General features: G+C 62.9%; 18 protein-coding genes. 9 read left to right on the top strand and 9 right to left on the bottom strand.

What is annotated here, in order from left to right; all coding sequences use genetic code 11:
- The coding region (locus AK81_RS01210; protein WP_043196137.1) for a hypothetical protein at positions 1–242 on the bottom strand (242 nt) is incomplete at its 3' end.
- A gap of 161 nt (positions 243–403) precedes the next feature.
- Here AK81_RS01210 and AK81_RS01205 point away from each other — a divergent pair.
- A complete protein-coding gene (locus tag AK81_RS01205; RefSeq protein ID WP_043196136.1) occupies positions 404–1,225 on the top strand; it encodes a shikimate 5-dehydrogenase in 822 nt (273 codons plus the stop codon).
- 126 nt (positions 1,226–1,351) lie between these two features.
- On the opposite strand, the gene AK81_RS01200 is transcribed toward AK81_RS01205, so the two are convergent.
- The 3 genes from AK81_RS01200 to AK81_RS01190 form a co-directional block, all read right to left on the bottom strand.
- Positions 1,352–1,594: a hypothetical protein gene (locus AK81_RS01200; RefSeq protein WP_043196135.1), complete on the bottom strand. Its 243-nt coding sequence runs from the start codon at positions 1,592–1,594 to the stop codon at positions 1,352–1,354.
- A gap of 97 nt (positions 1,595–1,691) precedes the next feature.
- On the bottom strand, positions 1,692–2,219 hold the full coding sequence (gene gloA / locus AK81_RS01195) for a lactoylglutathione lyase (RefSeq protein WP_043196134.1): 528 nt from the start codon (positions 2,217–2,219) through the stop codon (positions 1,692–1,694).
- A 221-nt stretch (positions 2,220–2,440) separates the two neighbouring features.
- Positions 2,441–2,800: a histone-like nucleoid-structuring protein, MvaT/MvaU family gene (locus tag AK81_RS01190; RefSeq protein WP_043196132.1), complete on the bottom strand. Its 360-nt coding sequence runs from the start codon at positions 2,798–2,800 to the stop codon at positions 2,441–2,443.
- A 360-nt stretch (positions 2,801–3,160) separates the two neighbouring features.
- Here AK81_RS01190 and AK81_RS01185 point away from each other — a divergent pair, with 360 nt between their 5' ends.
- Complete coding sequence (locus AK81_RS01185; RefSeq protein WP_043196130.1) at positions 3,161–4,450, top strand: OprD family porin; 1,290 nt, start codon at positions 3,161–3,163, stop codon at positions 4,448–4,450.
- Between the two features lie 67 nt (positions 4,451–4,517).
- Complete coding sequence (gene cobF / locus AK81_RS01180) at positions 4,518–5,267, top strand: precorrin-6A synthase (deacetylating) (protein WP_043196129.1); 750 nt, start codon at positions 4,518–4,520, stop codon at positions 5,265–5,267.
- 110 nt (positions 5,268–5,377) lie between these two features.
- Here cobF and AK81_RS01175 read toward each other — a convergent pair whose 3' ends face one another.
- A complete protein-coding gene (locus AK81_RS01175; protein WP_043196128.1) occupies positions 5,378–5,728 on the bottom strand; it encodes a response regulator in 351 nt (116 codons plus the stop codon).
- 248 nt (positions 5,729–5,976) lie between these two features.
- Between AK81_RS01175 and AK81_RS01170 the strand changes: the two genes are divergently transcribed.
- The 5 genes from AK81_RS01170 to AK81_RS01150 are packed head-to-tail and all read left to right on the top strand — an operon-like array spanning position 5,977 to position 12,476.
- Positions 5,977–9,444: a response regulator gene (locus AK81_RS01170; protein ID WP_043196127.1), complete on the top strand. Its 3,468-nt coding sequence runs from the start codon at positions 5,977–5,979 to the stop codon at positions 9,442–9,444.
- The gene (locus tag AK81_RS01165; RefSeq protein ID WP_043196126.1) at positions 9,441–10,262 is read left to right on the top strand and encodes a CheR family methyltransferase; all 822 of its coding nucleotides are present in this window, start codon (positions 9,441–9,443) and stop codon (positions 10,260–10,262) included. Before AK81_RS01170 ends, AK81_RS01165 begins: the two co-directional genes overlap by 4 nt.
- Positions 10,259–10,834, top strand: a complete 576-nt coding sequence (locus AK81_RS01160; protein WP_043196125.1) for a chemotaxis protein CheB — start codon at positions 10,259–10,261, stop codon at positions 10,832–10,834. The genes AK81_RS01165 and AK81_RS01160 overlap by 4 nt, the downstream gene beginning before the upstream one ends.
- Complete coding sequence (locus AK81_RS01155; RefSeq protein WP_043196123.1) at positions 10,828–12,054, top strand: hybrid sensor histidine kinase/response regulator; 1,227 nt, start codon at positions 10,828–10,830, stop codon at positions 12,052–12,054. Before AK81_RS01160 ends, AK81_RS01155 begins: the two co-directional genes overlap by 7 nt.
- A gap of 44 nt (positions 12,055–12,098) precedes the next feature.
- Complete coding sequence (locus AK81_RS01150) at positions 12,099–12,476, top strand: response regulator (RefSeq protein WP_009686481.1); 378 nt, start codon at positions 12,099–12,101, stop codon at positions 12,474–12,476.
- A 166-nt stretch (positions 12,477–12,642) separates the two neighbouring features.
- Here the strand turns inward: AK81_RS01150 and AK81_RS01145 are convergent, their stop codons facing one another.
- Genes AK81_RS01145 through AK81_RS01135 form a run of 3 tightly spaced genes read right to left on the bottom strand, consistent with a single transcriptional unit; the run spans position 12,643 to position 15,283 of the window.
- Positions 12,643–13,224, bottom strand: coding sequence for a TetR/AcrR family transcriptional regulator (locus AK81_RS01145; protein WP_043196121.1), 582 nt, complete (start codon positions 13,222–13,224; stop codon positions 12,643–12,645).
- A gap of 12 nt (positions 13,225–13,236) precedes the next feature.
- On the bottom strand, positions 13,237–14,085 hold the full coding sequence (locus AK81_RS01140; RefSeq protein WP_043196120.1) for a 3-hydroxybutyryl-CoA dehydrogenase: 849 nt from the start codon (positions 14,083–14,085) through the stop codon (positions 13,237–13,239).
- Between the two features lie 13 nt (positions 14,086–14,098).
- Complete coding sequence (locus tag AK81_RS01135) at positions 14,099–15,283, bottom strand: acetyl-CoA C-acyltransferase family protein (protein WP_043196118.1); 1,185 nt, start codon at positions 15,281–15,283, stop codon at positions 14,099–14,101.
- 168 nt (positions 15,284–15,451) lie between these two features.
- On the opposite strand from AK81_RS01135, the gene AK81_RS01130 reads away from it, so the two are divergent.
- Positions 15,452–16,462 carry an AraC family transcriptional regulator gene (locus AK81_RS01130; RefSeq protein WP_043196116.1) on the top strand — a complete coding sequence of 337 codons (1,011 nt, stop codon included), beginning with the start codon at positions 15,452–15,454 and terminating at the stop codon, positions 16,460–16,462.
- Positions 16,463–16,593: 131 nt separating this feature from the next.
- Here the strand turns inward: AK81_RS01130 and AK81_RS01125 are convergent, their stop codons facing one another.
- Positions 16,594–17,031 (bottom strand): carboxymuconolactone decarboxylase family protein, encoded by a 438-nt coding sequence (locus tag AK81_RS01125; protein ID WP_043196115.1) that lies wholly within the window; start codon positions 17,029–17,031, stop codon positions 16,594–16,596.
- Positions 17,032–17,060: the final 29 nt, after the last annotated feature.

Raw genomic sequence — 17,060 nt, 5'->3', positions numbered from 1 at the left:
GGCGGCGGTTGCACGTAGACCGGCGGCGGCCCGTAATAGACCGGCTGGCGTTCGACGTACACCGTACGGTCACGCCCGCCATAAACCGTCGCGCCGACCACGGCGCCGACCACTGCCGCACCCAAGAGCGGGCCCGGCCCATACCAGCCACCGCCGCCATGGCCGCCGCCGTGGGCAGCCGCGGGCCCGCTGATGGCCAAGGCACCGACCAGCAGGGCGATGCCGGGAATGTGACGGTTCATAGAGCAACCTCGCAGAGAAACCCCACGTTCGGGGCCTTACTAATATGACTCCAGTCTCTGTCAGCTGAGCACAGGGGAACGGTAAAGGTTGTGTAAGGGACGACCAGTGGTTGCCTCTGTTACGCTGCACAAACGTTTCAGTTATGACAAAGGAGCAGGTTATGTCGACAACTCCCAGCAGGGATACCGTGCTGTGCATCTCCCTGGCCGGCCGCCCCGGCACCTTCGGCGTGCGTTTTCACAACCACCTGTACCAGCAGCTGGGTCTGGACTTCTACTACAAGGCCATGCGCACCGATGACCTGCCTGCGGCGGTGGCGGGTATCCGCGCGCTGGGTATCCGCGGCTGCGGCGTGTCGATGCCGTACAAGGAGGCCTGCATGGCCCTGGTCGACGAAATCGACCCGTCGGCGGCGGCCATCGAGTCGGTCAATACCTTGGTCAATACTGATGGCCACCTGAAGGCCTACAACACCGATTACCTGGCCGTGCGCCAGTTGCTGGCGCAGCATCAGGTCGATCCCGGCACCGCCTTTGCCCTGCGTGGCAGTGGTGGCATGGCCAAGGCCGTGGCCAGTGCCCTGCGCGATGCCGGCTTTGCCGAAGGCATCATCGTTGCGCGCAACGAGCAGGCCGGTCGGCAGTTGGCGGACATGTGTGGTTATCGCTGGGTGCGCGAGCTGGGCGACATCTGCCCGCCGATGCTGGTGAACGTGACGCCGATCGGTATGGCAGGCGGGCCGGAGGCAGAGGCGCTGGCGTTCTCCGAGCAGGCCATCGCGGCGGCGGAGCGGGTGTTTGATGTGGTGGCGATGCCGGCACAGACGCCGTTGATCCGCCGGGCCCAGGCGTTGGGCAAGCCGGTGATCACCGGGCTGGAAGTTATCGCGCTGCAGGCGCTGGAGCAGTTTGTGCTGTACACCGGAGTACGGCCGACGCGGGCGCAGGTGGATGCCGCAGTAGCCTACGCCCGGGACATCTAGGTACTCCGGTGCAGGCCCTTTCGCGGCTAAAGCCGCTCCCACAGGTACAGCGCAGCACCTGAAACCTGTGCGGTACCTGTGGGAGCGGCTTTAGCCGCGAAAGGGCCAGTACAGGCTACAACAGGGTCAGAACACCTTGTGCCCGTCATCCAGCTGCTGGTCGACCAACGCCCGGCCATGGGCCAGCGACACATGCTGCGCATTCTCAAGGTCGGAGAAAAACTTCATGGGCATCGACAGGCGCTTGCTGGTGTGCCCGTCGGGTGCGGTGATCAGGCAGCCGGCGGCATAGGGCAGGGGGGAGTCGGGGTGGGGCATCACGCTTGCGGTGATGGTGTGCTCGCGGTATTCACAGTGAAGAGATTGCATCGTCCTTACCTCGCTGTGGCATGTGAAGCAGTTACCTTCATATACCACAGCAAGGGGCCGGGAGTTCCCGGCCCGACGAGCGAACGGCGATGAACGCTTAGCCCTTGAGCTCGGTCGGCTGGATCACTTCGACCCAGTAACCGTCCGGGTCCTTGACGAAGGCCAGGTGGTTCATGCGCCCGTCCTGCAGGCGTTTCTGGAACGGTACTTCCAATGCTTCGAAGCGCGCACAGGCGGCGCGCACATCCGGCACCGAAATGCAGATGTGGCCAAACCCGCGCGGGTCGGTGTTGCCGTTGTGGTAGGCGAACTCGGCATCGTTTTCAGTGCCGTGGTTGTGGGTCAGCTCCAGTACGCCAGGGATCGACTTCATCCACTGGTGGCGTGCCGCGTCATCGGCGGGAATCTGTGCCGGGTCGACCAGGGCCAGGAAGTACAGGCTGAAGGCGGCTTCCGGGAAGTCGCGCTTGTCCACCAGGCGGAAGCCCAGCACGCGGGTGTAGAAGTCCAGCGACTTCTCGATGTCCTTGACCCGCAGCATGGTGTGGTTGAAGACGAATTGGGCGGTAGCGGCATCCGGTTGGGCGGTGACGCCAGGCAGGGTTTGCAGATCGTGCAGGCTCATGGGAACTCCTGAGACGGGGCCGGCGCAGGGCACCGGCAAAACAGACAGGCTGGCCATGATACGGCAGTGCGCTGATTGCGCAAATGAAAGCGCCCTGCACAAGGCAGGGCGCTGGAATTAGAGGCCCGCATGTGCGGGCGCGTGGGGTCGCTAGTCCTTTAGCTGTCTCGATACTGAGCCAGCCCTTGTGAAAAAAGTGTGAAGCAAGTGTGGACGTTTCATCAGCGTACCCAGCTTTCTACCGTGGCGCCCCCGTACTGTTCTTTCCAGGCCTTGAGGCCCCGGTGGTTGCCACCTTTGGTCTCGATCCGCTCGCCGGTGTGCGGGTTCTGATAAACCTTGACCACGCGCGGGCGGCGCTGTTGCTTGGGCGCTGTGCTGGTAGCCCTGCTCACCGCCTTGGGGTCGAGGATGGCGATGATATCGCGCAGGCTCTTGTCATAGCTTTTCATCAGGCCGACTAGTTTCTGCTCGAATTCGATTTCGCGTTTGAGGCCGGCATCCTTTTTCAAGGCTTCCAGTTGCGCCATCTGCTCCTGGAGCGCTTTTTCGGCAGCACGAAACTCTGCAAGTCTGGACACTGTAATCACTCCTGTACGTCGGTCGTGGCAGGGCGTGACGAACATTGAATACGCATAAAACGCCAGCCACGCGGGTGGGTTCCGCTGTTCGCTGATATCGAGTGTAGTCATTCATGGGTACTGGGTAAACTGCTAACTTTTGTAAGTAAGGCGGGAACTTTCCTAGTTTTGCGTGCGGTATTTTTCAGGTTTTTTACGTTTGCCTTTCAGCGCGTTTAGACCATGGTCCAATGGCCCGGGCCAGAGCCTTTGCGCGATCATTTCAGATGATGGTCGGCGCATGTTCGGCCTTGTCGCAGTGCCGTGGCCAGTTCGTGCCACAGTGTGTTAACTCGCCTTTGATTCTGGATGTTTCTTCGCATGTTTGCCCCTTTCCCCCTCGCCCCCGGGCGCCGTGTTGCCGGCCTGTTCCTGTTGTGTGCCGGCGTCAACGCCCAGGCCGCCGGTTTTCTTGAAGACAGCAGTGCCAAGGTCGAAGCACGCAATGTCTATTTCAACCGGGATTTCCGTGACGGCCACAGCAGTTCCAGCCAAGGCGCGTCCAAGCGGGAAGAATGGGCACAAGGTTTCATCCTTAATGTGCAGTCGGGTTATACCCAAGGCCCGGTAGGTTTTGGCGTGGATGCGCTGGGCATGTTCGGTTTCAAACTCGACTCCAGCCCGGCCGACAGTAACAGTGGCTTGCTGCCTTCTTCCGGGCACGATCCGCGGCACTCGGCTGACCAGTACGCGAAGATGGGGCTGGCGGCCAAGGTCAAGGTGTCCAATACCGTGCTCAAGTACGGTTCGATGATGCCGGATGTGCCGCTGCTCAAATACAACGACGGCCGCCTGCTGCCGACCATGTTCCATGGCGCCATGCTCACCTCTGAAGAACTGCGCGACCTGAAGTTCACCTTGGCCCGCCTGGACAAATACACCGCGCGGGACTCCACCGACCGCCAGGACATTCGCGTGCACTGCAAGAACAAGCGCTATGCCTGCGATATCGAGACTGACCACTTCGACCTGGCCGGTGTCGATTACCGCTTAAACGAGCGAATCAGTGCCCAGTACCAGGTGGCCAAGCTGGAAAACATCTACCGCCAGCACTTCCTTGGCCTGGTCGCCAGCCAGCCGTTGGCGGTGGGCAGCCTGTCGGCCGACCTGCGCCTGATCAAGAGTGATGACATTGGCAATGCCCGCGCCGGAGCCATCGACCATCATGCCTTCAGCGGCATGCTCGGCTACAGCCTGGGCGGCCACAAGATCAGTGCCGGCTGGCAGCGGATGTACGGCGACAGCGCCATGCCGTACCTGGATGGCAGCAACCCGTACCTGGTCAACTATGCGCAGGTCAACGACTTCGCCGCCGCTCAAGAGCGTTCCTGGCAGGTGCGTTACGACTATGACTTCAAGGCGCTGGGCGTGCCCGGCCTGACCTTCTTCACCCGTTACATCAACGGTGACAATATCAAGGTGCCGGGCAGCAATGCCGAAGGCAAGGAATGGGAACGCGACACCGAGTTCAAGTACCAGGTGCAAAGTGGCACTTTCAAGGATGTCAGCGTGCGCCTGCGTAATTCCACTTACCGTAGCAACTATGAAAAGTGGGCGCGTGACATGGATGAGACACGCGTGATTGTCAGCTACAACTTCTCGATCTTCTAAGCGAGCGTTTTGCCAAATACCGGCGGCCGCCTGACAATGGCTGCTGGTTCCCGCAAAGGGCAGGGCGATGAAAGACCTGTTGTTGATCGGCATCGGTGCGGGTGACCCGCGCCAGGTCACTTATGAAGCAGTCGATGCGCTGCGTAGCTCCGGCGTGTTCTTCGTGCTCGACAAGGGCGGGGAAAAGGATGAACTGGTCCTCCTGCGCAAGGCCATTCTGCAACGCTACCGCCCCGAGGGTGGTTATCGCCTGGTGCAGGTGGCCGACCCCGTGCGCGATGGCCAGGCGGATGACTACCTGGGCGCGGTGCAGGATTGGCACAGGCGGCGTGCTGCGCTGTATGCCCGGCTGATCGAGCAGGAAATGGGTGACGGGGAAACCGGCGCCTTTCTGCTGTGGGGCGAGCCAACCCTGTACGACAGCACCCTGCGTATTCTCGATCTGGTCCGCGAACGCGGCGTGGCGTTGCGCCTGCGGATTATCCCGGGTATCAGCAGTGTGCAGGCGCTGGCAGCACGTCATCAGGTGCCGCTCAACCGCATCGGCGAGCCGCTGACGGTGCTGCCAGGGCGGCGCCTGGCCGGGCAGGGGCCTATCGACAATGTGGTGGTGATGCTCGACGGTCAGTGCGCGTTTGCCCAGCTGGATGACCCGGAGCTGGTTATCTACTGGGGCGCTTACCTGGGGACCGAGGATGAAGTGCTGATTGCCGGGCCGTTGCAGGCGGTGAAGGCACGGATACTGGAAGTGCGTGAGCAGCAAAGGCGGCGCAAGGGGTGGATCATGGATACTTACCTCTTGCGCAGGAAGTTGTGAGGTGTGTTGCCTGTGCCGGCCTCTTCGCGGGCTTGCCCGCTCCCACAGGTGCTCCACTGTATGGTGGGCCTGTGGGAGCGGGCAAGCCCGCGAAGCAGGCGACACCGATCTCAAGGGTTACCCAGAATGGCCACCACCTTGTCCCGCAACTGGTCGATGCTGAACGGCTTGCCGATCAGGTGCATGCCCTCGGGCACATTGATGCTGTCGGCATAGCCACTGGCGAACAGCACGGGCAGCAACGGGCGCAACTCGCGTGCTTTACCTGCCAGCACCTCACCGCGCATGTCCGGCAATCCCACATCGGTCATCATCAGTGCCAGTGTCTGGCTCGGGTCTTCGAGCACCCGCAGGGCGGCTGCGGCGTCTTCTGCCTCGATGACCGAGTAGCCCAATTCGTCGAGCACTTCGACCATCAGCATACGGACGATGTCGTCATCTTCGACTACCAGAAGGTGCATGGTTCGGGTCCTGTGCAATGAATGTCTTTAATCTGTGCACTGGTTGGCAGCAGAAGTTCCCGAGGATACCGATCCCTGCAATCAGATGGAACGATTGGCGCACTACGCCTTCAAATACTGGCTAAATGCCCTGCCAGACCCGGTAAAGCTGGTTAGACTCGCTTATCAGGACGGCGCAGTGGCAGATAACAACAACGATTGATCCGCCACTTTTTTTCAATGGACTTTTCTTGCTCGGGCGTTTTCACATGATTCAAGCAGCCTCGATGGACCAGCGAAGCTTCCGCAAACTGCTGAGCCGTAACATTGGCCTACCCTTGGGGGTTGGCCTGCTGGGTGCGGTGGCCTTCGTCGCGGTGATCAACTACCTGCTTTCGGCCATGCAGTGGGTCGAGCACACCGACCGGGTGATCGGCAATGCCAACGAGACGGTCAAACTGTCGATCGACATGGAAACCGGCATGCGCGGCTTCCTGATCACTGGCGACGAGCGTTTCCTTGACCCCTACGAGGTGGCCAAGCCGCGCATTCTCGGCAGCCTGCAAAGCCTGCGCGGCATGGTCGAGGACAACCCGCAGCAGGTTGACCGCATCGAACGGCTGATCGCACTGCAACAGGCCTGGAACACCTTCGGCAGCGAGATGATTGCCTTGCGCCGCACCCAAGGGGACTATCAGGCGTCGATCGGCAATGGCCGTGGCAAGCGCCTGACCGATGAGATCCGCAAGGAATTCGACGGCCTGATCAGCACCGAGCAACAACTGCGCATGGCGCGCAACGAGAAGGTCAGCAGCGTTACCGTCACGGCTATTTCGGTGTTCGTGCTGTTGATCGTCGGCCTCAGCGCCTTGCTGGCCTACCTGGGTCGGCGTGACCTGCTGGCGTTGTCTGGCAGCTATGAAGAAAACGCCAAGGCCCAGCAACGTGCGGCCGAGCGCCTGGAGCACCAGGCCTGGCTGCGCAACGGGCAGACCCAGCTGGCCGAGCAGGTACTGGGGCAGCTGACCTTGCCCATGCTCGGTGACAACATCCTGCGGTTTTTTGCCGGTTACATGGGCAGCGTGGTGGGCGCGGTGTATGTGCGCGATGAGCATGGCCGCCTGGTGCGGGTGGCAACCTATGGCCTGGATGCTGAAGAGCAGGCCCGGGAGCAGGTAAAGGGCGATCATGACGGGCTGTTGGCGCAGGCCGTGCGCGAAGGGCGCTTGCTGTGCCTTGAAGACTTGCCCGAAGACTACTACCGCCTGAGTTCCGGCCTTGGCAGCGGCCTGCCACGCAACGCCCTGCTGATGCCGGCGATCGACGATGGCGGGATCAACGGTGTGATTGAACTGGGCTTCCTGCGGCCCCTGCAGGCGCGCGACCACGAGATGATGGAACGCCTGGGCGGCAACCTCGGCATGTCCATCGAAAGCGCCCGCTATCGTCAGCGCCTGCAGGAGGTGCTGGCCGAGACGCAACAGCTCAACGAAGAGCTGCAAGTGCAGCAGGAAGAACTGAAAACCGCCAACGAAGAACTGGAAGAACAATCCCGCGTGCTCAAGGAGTCCCAGGCCCACCTGGAAACTCAGCAGGCAGAGCTGGAGCAGACCAACGAGCAACTGTCCGAACGCACCGAGGCGCTGGACCGCAAGAACGACGAACTGGTCCAGGCACAGGAAGAGCTGCAGGCGCGTGCCGACGAGTTGCAGCGTTCGAGCAAGTACAAGTCCGAGTTCCTCGCCAACATGTCCCACGAGCTGCGCACGCCACTGAACAGCTCGCTGATTCTGGCCAAGCTGCTGTCGGAAAACGCCGAGGGTAACCTGAGCAATGAACAGGTCAAGTTCGCCGATTCGATCTACTCGGCCGGCAATGACCTGCTCAACCTGATCAACGACATTCTCGACATCGCCAAGGTCGAGGCCGGCAAGCTTGAAGTGCGGCCCGAAACCACCCAGGTGGTACGCCTGGTTGAAGGCTTGCGCGGTATGTTCGAGCCGTTGGCCGGGCACAAGGGGCTGACGTTCGAGGTCACTGCAGAGGCGCAGGTACCGGCCACCCTGTTTACCGACCGCCAGCGCCTGGAACAGATCCTCAAGAACCTGCTGTCCAACGCCATCAAGTTCACTGAACGTGGCAAGGTCAGCCTGAGCATCGGCTACCAGCCGGGCACTGGCATCGTGTTTGCCGTGCGCGATACCGGTATCGGCATTGCGGCTGACCAGCAGCAGGCCATTTTCGGTGCGTTCCACCAGGTCGATGGCACCAGCAACCGCCGCTATGGCGGCACTGGCCTGGGCCTGTCGATCTCCCGTGACCTGGCGCACTTGCTGGGCGGGCAGATCAACGTCGACAGCAGCCCTGGCCAAGGCAGCGTGTTCAGCCTGGTCCTGCCGGAGCGCTATGAAAGTGACGCGCAAGATGTTGAACCCCTCAGCCTGCGCCCGGCCGTCGACACGCTGCCACCGGCCCCGCAGGTGCCGGTATTGGCTGCGCCGAAACGCCCGGTGCAGGCCTTTGACGACGACCGTGAGCTTGCCCCGTTCAGCAACCGCTGCATCCTGGTGATCGAAGACGAACCGAACTTCGCCCGTATCCTGTTCGACCTCGCCCATGAACTGGGTTACAGCTGCCTGGTGGCGCAGGGCGCCGACGAAGGCTTCGAGCTGGCCGCCCAGTACATCCCTGATGCGATCCTGCTGGACATGCGCCTGCCCGACCACTCCGGCCTGACCGTGCTGCAGCGCCTTAAGGAGCTGGCCGGCACCCGGCACATTCCGGTGCATATCATTTCCGTCGAAGACCGGGTCGAGGCCGCCATGCACATGGGCGCCGTAGGCTATGCAGTCAAGCCCACCAGCCGCGAAGAGCTCAAGGAAGTGTTCGCCCGCCTGGAGGCCAAGCTGACCCAGAAACTCAAGCACATCCTGCTGGTGGAAGACGATGACCTGCAGCGCGAGAGCATTGCCCGCCTGATCGGCGACGACGATGTGGAGATCACCGCCGTGGCCATGGCCCAGGACGCCCTGGAGCTGCTGCGCGAGAACATCTATGACTGCATGATCATCGACCTCAAGCTGCCCGACATGCTCGGCAACGAGCTGCTCAAACGCATGACCGCCGAGGATATCCGTTCCTTCCCGCCGGTGATCGTGTACACCGGTCGCAACCTGACCCGCGAAGAAGAAGCCGACCTGCTCAAGTACTCGCGCTCGATCATCATCAAGGGCGCACGCTCGCCGGAGCGCTTGCTGGACGAAGTGACGCTGTTCCTGCACAAGGTCGAGTCGCAGCTGTCCAACGAACGCCAGCGCATGCTCAAGACTGCCCGCAGCCGCGACAAGGTGTTCGAAGGCCGCAAGATACTGCTGGTGGACGACGATGTGCGTAACATCTTCGCCCTCACCAGCGCCTTGGAGCACAAGGGCGCCATCGTCGAGATCGGCCGCAACGGGCGTGAAGCCATCGAGCGCCTGGAGCAGCATGACGACATCGACCTGGTGCTGATGGACGTGATGATGCCTGAAATGGACGGCTTCGAAGCCACCCGGCTGATCCGCCAGCAGCCGCGCTGGCGCAAGCTGCCGATCATCGCTGTGACGGCCAAGGCCATGAAGGATGACCAGCAGCGTTGCCTGCAGGCCGGTGCCAATGATTACCTGGCCAAACCGATCGACCTGGACCGCTTGTTCTCGCTGATCCGTGTTTGGCTGCCGCAACTGGAGCGAATTTGACTAGCGAACGTAACACCGACATTGAAATCCGCTTGTTGATCGAGGCCATCTACCTCAAGTACAGCTACGATTTCCGCAACTATTCCGGCGCTTCGATCAAGCGCCGGATCCTGCACGCGCTGCGCCAGTTCGACTGCCTGACGGTGTCGGCGCTGCAGGAGCGCGTGCTGCACGACCCCGGCATGTTCATGCAGTTGCTGCAGTACCTGACGATCCCGGTCAGCGAGATGTTCCGCGACCCGGGGCATTTTCTGGCGCTGCGCAACGAAGTGGTGCCGCTGCTGCGCACCTGGCCGTCGATCAAGGTGTGGATTGCCGGCTGCAGCACGGGTGAGGAGGTGTATTCCATGGCCATCCTGCTGCGTGAGGAGGGCCTGCTGGACCGCACTATCATCTACGCCACCGACATCAACCCGCGTTCGCTGGACAAGGCCAAGCAGGGCATCTACTCGATGCAGAGCATGCGCGAATACGCCGAGAACTACCGCATTGCCGGTGGGCGCAGGGACTTTTCCGAGTACTACACGGCGGCTTACGGCAACGCCATCATGGACAGCACCCTGCGTGACAACGTGACCTTTGCCGACCACAGCCTGGCCACCGACAGCGTGTTTTCCGAAACCCAGCTGGTGTCGTGCCGCAACGTGCTCATCTATTTCAACAAGGAACTGCAGGACCGCGCCCTGGGTCTGTTCCACGAGTCCTTGTGCCACCGCGGTTTTCTGGTGCTGGGCAGCAAGGAGTCGGTGGACTTCTCCGCTTACAGCGACCACTTCGAGCCGCTGGTCAAACCCGAACGGATCTACCGCAAATCATGAAGGGCGTGCGTGCGGTGGTGATCGGTGCCTCGGCGGGCGGCGTGACGGCGCTGTTCACGGTGTTGGGCGGGTTGCCGGTCGGCTTCAGCGTCCCGGTACTGTGCGTGCTGCACCTGCCCGATAACCGCCACAGTCAGCTGGCTGCAGTGCTGCAGCGCCGCCTGCACCAGCCGGTGCACGAGGCGCAAGACAAGCAGCCGCTGTGCGCCGGGCAGATCTACGTGGCCGGGCCGGGCTACCACCTGTCGGTGGAACGCGACTTCACCCTGTCGTTGAGCCAGGAGCCGCCGGTGCATTTTTCCAGGCCGGCAATCGACTACCTGTTCATGTCCGCGGCCGACGCCTACGGCGACGGCCTGCTTGGCGTGCTGCTCACCGGTGCCAATGAAGACGGTGCCCAAGGGCTTGCCTATATCAAGAACAATGGGGGCCGGACCATCGTCCAGGACCCCCGTGACGCACAGGTGGCGCTGATGCCGGAGGCCGCCCTGGCCCTGCACCAGCCCGACCATATTCTTACTCTGAGTGGCATCGAGCAGTTGCTCGCTGCCCTGGAACCCAGCGCATGCTAAGCCACACCATCGCCAAATTGCTGATCGTCGATGATCTGCCGGAGAACCTGCTGGCCCTCGACGCCCTGATCCAGGGCGAAGACCGCGAGGTACACCAGGCCCAATCTGCCGAGGCTGCGTTGTCGCTGTTGCTCGAACACGAGTTCGCCCTGGCCATTCTCGATGTGCAGATGCCGGGCATGAATGGCTTTGAGCTGGCCGAGCTGATGCGTGGCACGGAAAAGACCCGCAATATCCCCATCGTCTTCGTGACCGCTGCCGGGCGCGAGATGAACTATGCCTTCAAGGGCTACGAGAGCGGCGCGGTTGATTTCCTGTACAAGCCACTCGATACCTTGGCGGTGAAGAGCAAGGTGTCGGTGTTCGTCGACCTGTACCGCCAGCGCAAGGTGCTCGACCGCCAGTTGCAGGCGCTGGAGCGCAGCCGCCAGGAGCAGGAACTGCTGCTGGCCCAGCTGCAAGTGGCGCGCGGTGAGCTGGAGCATGCGGTGCGCATGCGTGATGACTTCATGTCGATCGTCTCCCACGAGGTGCGTACCCCGCTTAATGGCCTCATCCTGGAAACCCAACTACGCAAGATGCACCTGGCGCGTGGCAACCTTGCCGCTTTCAGTGAAGACAAGCTGCAGGCCATGGTCGAGCGCGACGAGCGGCAGATCAACAGCCTGATCCGCCTGATCGAAGACATGCTCGATGTGTCGCGCATCCGTACCGGCAAACTGTCGCTGCGGCCCAAGACGTTCGACCTGGGCCAACTGGTGCGTGGCCTGGTGGAGAACTTTGCGGCCCAGGCCACTGCACTGGACACGCATATCGAACTGCAACGCTGTGAGCCATTGCAGGGTGAGTGGGACGAATTTCGGATTGAACAAGTGGTGGCCAACCTGTTGTCCAATGCCTTGCGTTATGGTGAACGCAAGCCGGTACAGGTGCGCGTGTTCGCGCAGGGCGGCCTGGCGTGCGTGCAGGTGCAGGACCATGGCATCGGCATTGGCGCGGCCAACCAGCAGCGCATTTTCCAGCAGTTCGAGCGGGTCGCCACCCAGCAGGCCAGTGGCGGGTTGGGCTTGGGGCTGTATATATCGGAACAGATCGTCCAGGCCCACGGCGGGTGCATTCGGGTCGAAAGTGAAGAGGGCAAAGGCGCAGCCTTTACCTTGCAATTGCCGCTGGCTACATTCGAACAACAAAACGACCAGGCGCGGGCAACCTCTGCGTAAGCCTGGGGTCTGATGGCCAACTGTAAGAATTTCAAGGCGTTAACATGAGTGAAGATGCACAAGATGTGGTGTTGGTCGTCGAGGACGAACCGGCGATTCGCATGATTTTGCGTGATTACCTGGCAGGTGAGGGGTACCACGTGCTGGTGGCCGAAGATGGCGAACAGGCGTTTGCCATCCTGGCCAGCAAACCGCACCTGGACCTGATGGTGACGGACTTCCGCTTGCCGGGTGGCATCTCCGGGGTGGAGATTGCCGAGCCTGCGGTGAAGTTGCGCCCGGACCTGAAGGTGATTTTCATCAGTGGCTACCCGGCGGAGATTCTCGAGTCAGGCAGCCCGATCACCCGCAAGGCGCCGATCCTGGCCAAGCCGTTTGACCTGGATACCTTGCACGAGCAGATCCAGGCACTGCTGCGCTGAAAGCAAATCTTCAGGCGGAGTGCGGCCCCTGTAGGAGCGGCCTTGTGTCGCGATGGGGCGCGCAGCGGCCCCAAGGTCTTTGCCTCATCGCGAGATCGCCGGGGCCGCTGCGCGCCCCATCGCGACACAAGGCCGCTCCTACAGGTTCTGTGTTGGCCTGAGTGGCCTAGCGCAGGGTTCGCTCCAACCCTCCCGTCAACATGCTTTCCATCAACCCCAGCCCCTGTTCCTCGGGCAGTGCCTTCAACATCCCCGGCAACTGGTTCAGTAGCGTCGCCACCACCTGCGCCGTGGCCACCAATGCCTCCCCCTGCAACGTCGCCTGCGGCGCAATCAACCTCAGCAACCCTGCCTCATAACGCTTGCGCGCCAGCGCCAGGCGCGCCCGCTGGTCGTCGCTCAGGCAGCACAGGTCCCGTTCGGCCAGCCGAAACTGCATCGGCCGCTCGGCATGCAATTGCCAGTGCGCCGCAATCAGGCAGCCCAAGGCCGACGCCCCGCGGGCCATGGCCCGACGGCCCTGATCCAGGGTGGCCTGCAGTTCTTCGTACAACTCCTCGATCAAGTCGTACAAAAGGTCCTGCTTGCTGGGAAAGTGGTGGTACAGCGAGCCCGCCGTCAGCCCCACATGGGCCGCCAGCTCGCGCATGCTGACCTGGCCAAAGCCCTTTTCGGCAAACAGCGCCATGGCCCGGTCACGTCGCTCTTCAAAGCTGGCACAGCGCATTGCGGCATTGACCGGGGGCATGGCGCCTTGTCCTCAGTAGGTGAAGAAACCGCGGCCGGTCTTGCGCCCCAGCCAACCGGCCGCGACCATTTCCTTGAGCAGCGGGGCAGGGCGGTACTTGCTGTCGCTGAAGCCTTCATGGAAGGCCTCCATGATCGCCAGCAAGGTGTCCAGGCCAATCAGGTCGGCCAGGGCCAGCGGGCCGATGGGCTGGTTGCAGCCCAGGCGCATGCCGGTGTCGATGTCCTCGGCGCTGGCCAGGCCTTCCTGGCGCACGAATATCGCTTCGTTGATCATCGGCACCAGGATGCGATTGACCACGAAGCCTGGGCGGTTGCCGGCGGTGATCGGCGTCTTGCCGATCTTTTCGGTCACCACCAGCGCCTGGGCGTAGGTGCTGTCGCTGGTCTGCAGGCCGCGGATGATCTCGACCAGCGCCATCATCGGCACCGGGTTGAAGAAGTGCACGCCAATGAAACGCTCGGGGTGCTCGATGCTGGCGGCCAGCTGGGTGACCGATAGCGACGAAGTGTTGGTGGCGATCAGACAGTCGGCGGCGACGTTGGCGGCCACTTGCTGCAGGATGCGCTGCTTGAGCTGCAGGCTTTCGGTGGCGGCCTCGATCACCAGCTGCGCGCTGCTGAGCTGGGCGTAGTCGGTGCTGGTGCGGATGCGCGTTTTTGCCGCCGCCGCCTTGTCCGCATCCAGGGTGCCTTTGCTGACCTGGCGCTCGAGGTTTTTGCTCAGGGTGGCCACGCCGCGCTCCAGCGCCGCGTCGGAAACATCCACCAGCAGCACCTGGTAGCCGGCTACTGCACACACCTGGGCAATACCGTTGCCCATGGTGCCGGCGCCGATCACGGCGATCTGTTCAATGCTCATGTGTCAGGCTCCCTCAGACGCGCTCGAAGACCACGGCAATGCCCTGGCCGCCACCGATGCACATGGTGGCCAGCGCATAGCGGCCCTGAACACGCTGCAGTTCATGGATGGCCTTGGTCGCGATGATCGCGCCAGTGGCGCCCACCGGGTGGCCCAGGGAAATACCCGAACCGTTGGGGTTGACCTTCTCTGGGTCGAAGCCCAGCTCGCGGGCCACGGCGCAGGCCTGGGCGGCGAACGCTTCGTTGGACTCGATCACGTCCAGGTCCTGCAGTTTCAGGCAAGTCTTTTCCAGCACCTTGCGGGTAGCCGGGATCGGGCCAAGGCCCATCAGTTCGGGCTCGACACCGGCGTGGGCATAGCCCACCAGGCGCGCCAGCGGCTTCAGGCCCAGGCGACGCACCGCGTCACCGCTGGCCAGCACCAGGCCAGCCGCGCCATCGTTGATACCGCTGGCGTTGCCGGCAGTCACGGTGCCGTCCTTCTTGAACACGGTCTTCATGCCCGCCAGTTGCTCGGCGGTGACGTCGCCACGCACGTGCTCGTCCACGGCGAACTGCACGGTGCCTTTGCGGGTTTTCAGCTCCACCGGGACAATCTGGCTGTCGAAACGGCCTTCGGCAATGGCGCGGGCGGCACGGCGCTGGCTGGTCAGGGCCAGTTCATCCTGCATCTCGCGGGTAATGCCGTGTTTGGCGGCGACGTTTTCCGCGGTGATGCCCATGTGGAAGTGTTCGAACGGGTCTTGCAGTACGCCGACGGTGTAGTCGATGCCTTGCAGGTCGCCCATGCGCGCGCCCCAGCGTGCCTGCGGCAGCAGGTACGGGCCACGGCTCATGGACTCGGCACCGGCGGCCACGGCCACGTCGGCATCACCGAGCAGCAGGCACTGGGTGGCAGAGACGATGGCCTGCAGGCCCGAGCCGCACAGGCGGTTGACGTTGAAGGCAGGTGTTTCCTTGGGGATGCCGGCGTTCATCGCGGCAACCCGCGACAGGTAGGCATCGCGCGGTTCGGTCGGGATCACGGTGCCCATGACCAGATGGCCGATCTGCTCGGCGGCCACGCCCGAGCGCTCGATGGCGGCGCGGGTGATGGTCGTGGCCAGGTCGGCCAGGGGCAGGTCCTTGAGCGAGCCTCCAAAACCACCGATGGCGGAACGCACGGCACTGACGACGTAGATTTCTGGGCTGCTCATAGAGGCTCCGTAAGCTTAGGCATGGCGGGAGCGGGCCAGGCTCTGCGAGAATGGCCGGCGGTCCCGGAGTGGGATCGAGTCTAGGCAAAGGCTCTGTTGCAGCCTATGCCGGATCTGTTCAAACAACCTGGCACTTTTTGCCACTCAGCATAGACAGCGAAAACCACCATGCGCGATAGCGATTCGGTCGCCGTGTACTTCCTCAATGCCATGCTCCACGCCCTGCGCGATAGCCCTGCCGAGCGTGATGCGCAGCTGCGTGCCGTGGGCATCGACCCGCACTTGCTCGAACAGCCCCAGGCGCGTGTACCGGCCAAGGCCTTCTCCGAACTGTGGCTGGCACAGATCCAGCGCCTGGACGACGAGTTTTTCCGCCTCGACAGCCATGGTATGCCGCTGGGCAGTTTTGCCCTGATCTGCCGGGGGCTGATCCTTGAACCGAACCTGGAAAAAGCCTTGCGCCAGTGCCTGGGTGGCTTTGGCCTGTTCCTGCGCGACCTGCGCGGCAGCCTGACGGTGCGCGGTGGGCGCGCGCTGATCAGCGTGCAGTCGAACATTGCCGACCCACTGACCCGGGTGTATGCCGAGGAAACCTACCTGGTGCTGATGATCGGCATGTTGTGCTGGCTGGCCGGGCGGCGGGTCGCCATCGACCGCACCGAGCTGGCAGTGCCGCGCCCGGCCCAGGAAGACGACCTGCTGTTGTGGGGCCCGGACTTGCGCCTGGGCAGCGGGCGTACGGAAGTGGAGTTCGACAGCGCCTACCTGCGCCTGCCAGTGGTGCAGGACCTGGCGACCCTGAAAACCTTTCTGCGCAGTGCGCCCCAGGGGTTGGTGATCCGCTTTCGCAACCAGAACGGGCTGGTGGCCGAGGTGTACCGGCACCTGCGCGCGCGGCACTATGGGCAGTGGCCGACCTTGGCGGCGCTGGCGCAGCAGCAGGGGATCAGTGCCAGTACGTTCCGCCGGCAGCTGGAGCGGGAGGGGCGGTCGTACCAGCAGATCAAGGATGAGGTGCGCCGGGCGATGGCCTTCGAGCGGTTGCGCGAGGGGGTGTTGAGCATTGCGGAGATCGCCGAGCAGGCCGGGTTCCAGGAGCCCAGTGCGTTTCACCGGGCGTTCAAGAAGTGGACCGGGCAGAGCCCCGGCAGCTATCGGGCGCGGTTGGCCGGGCGTTGATGTGTCACCTGTGCGGGCCTCTTCGCGGGCGCGCCCGCTCCCACAAGTACAGCGCAGCCTCAAGGTTGTGCGACATCCCTGTGGGAGCGGGCATGCCCGCGAAGAGGCCCGCACAGGCTGCCGGTCAATGATCAGGCCGGTACCATGGCAAACCCGACACCGAAGCGGTTCCAGGCATTGATGGTGGCAATCGCCAGGGTCAGGTTGGCCACTTCGGCCGGTTCGAAGTGTTCCTGCAAGGCTTCGTACTCCCCCTGCGGTGCCCCACGCTCAGGCAGGCGGGTCAGGCTCTCGACCCAGGCCAGCGCCGCACGTTCACGCGGGGTGAAGTAGGCGGTTTCGCGCCACACGCTCAAAGTCTGCAAGCGTGCTTCGGTCTCACCGGCCTTGCGGGCATCGTTGGCGTGCAGGTTGACGCAGTAGGCGCAGCCGTTGATCTGCGAGGCCCGCAGGCGCACCAGCTCCAGCAGGGCGCTCTCCAGGCCGCTCTTGGCCAGGGCCTGTTCCAGGCCGACCATGGCTTTGTAGGCTTCCGGGGCGTGCTTGGCCCATTCGATACGGTTGTGCATGGCTGTCTCCAAAAGGTATGGGGTGGGAA

It is taken from the genome of Pseudomonas putida W15Oct28 (assembly GCF_000708715.2).
Classification (GTDB): domain Bacteria; phylum Pseudomonadota; class Gammaproteobacteria; order Pseudomonadales; family Pseudomonadaceae; genus Aquipseudomonas; species Aquipseudomonas putida_R.
The sequence above is the reverse complement of the archived record's forward strand: the minus strand, read 5'-3'. Positions and strand labels throughout refer to the sequence as shown.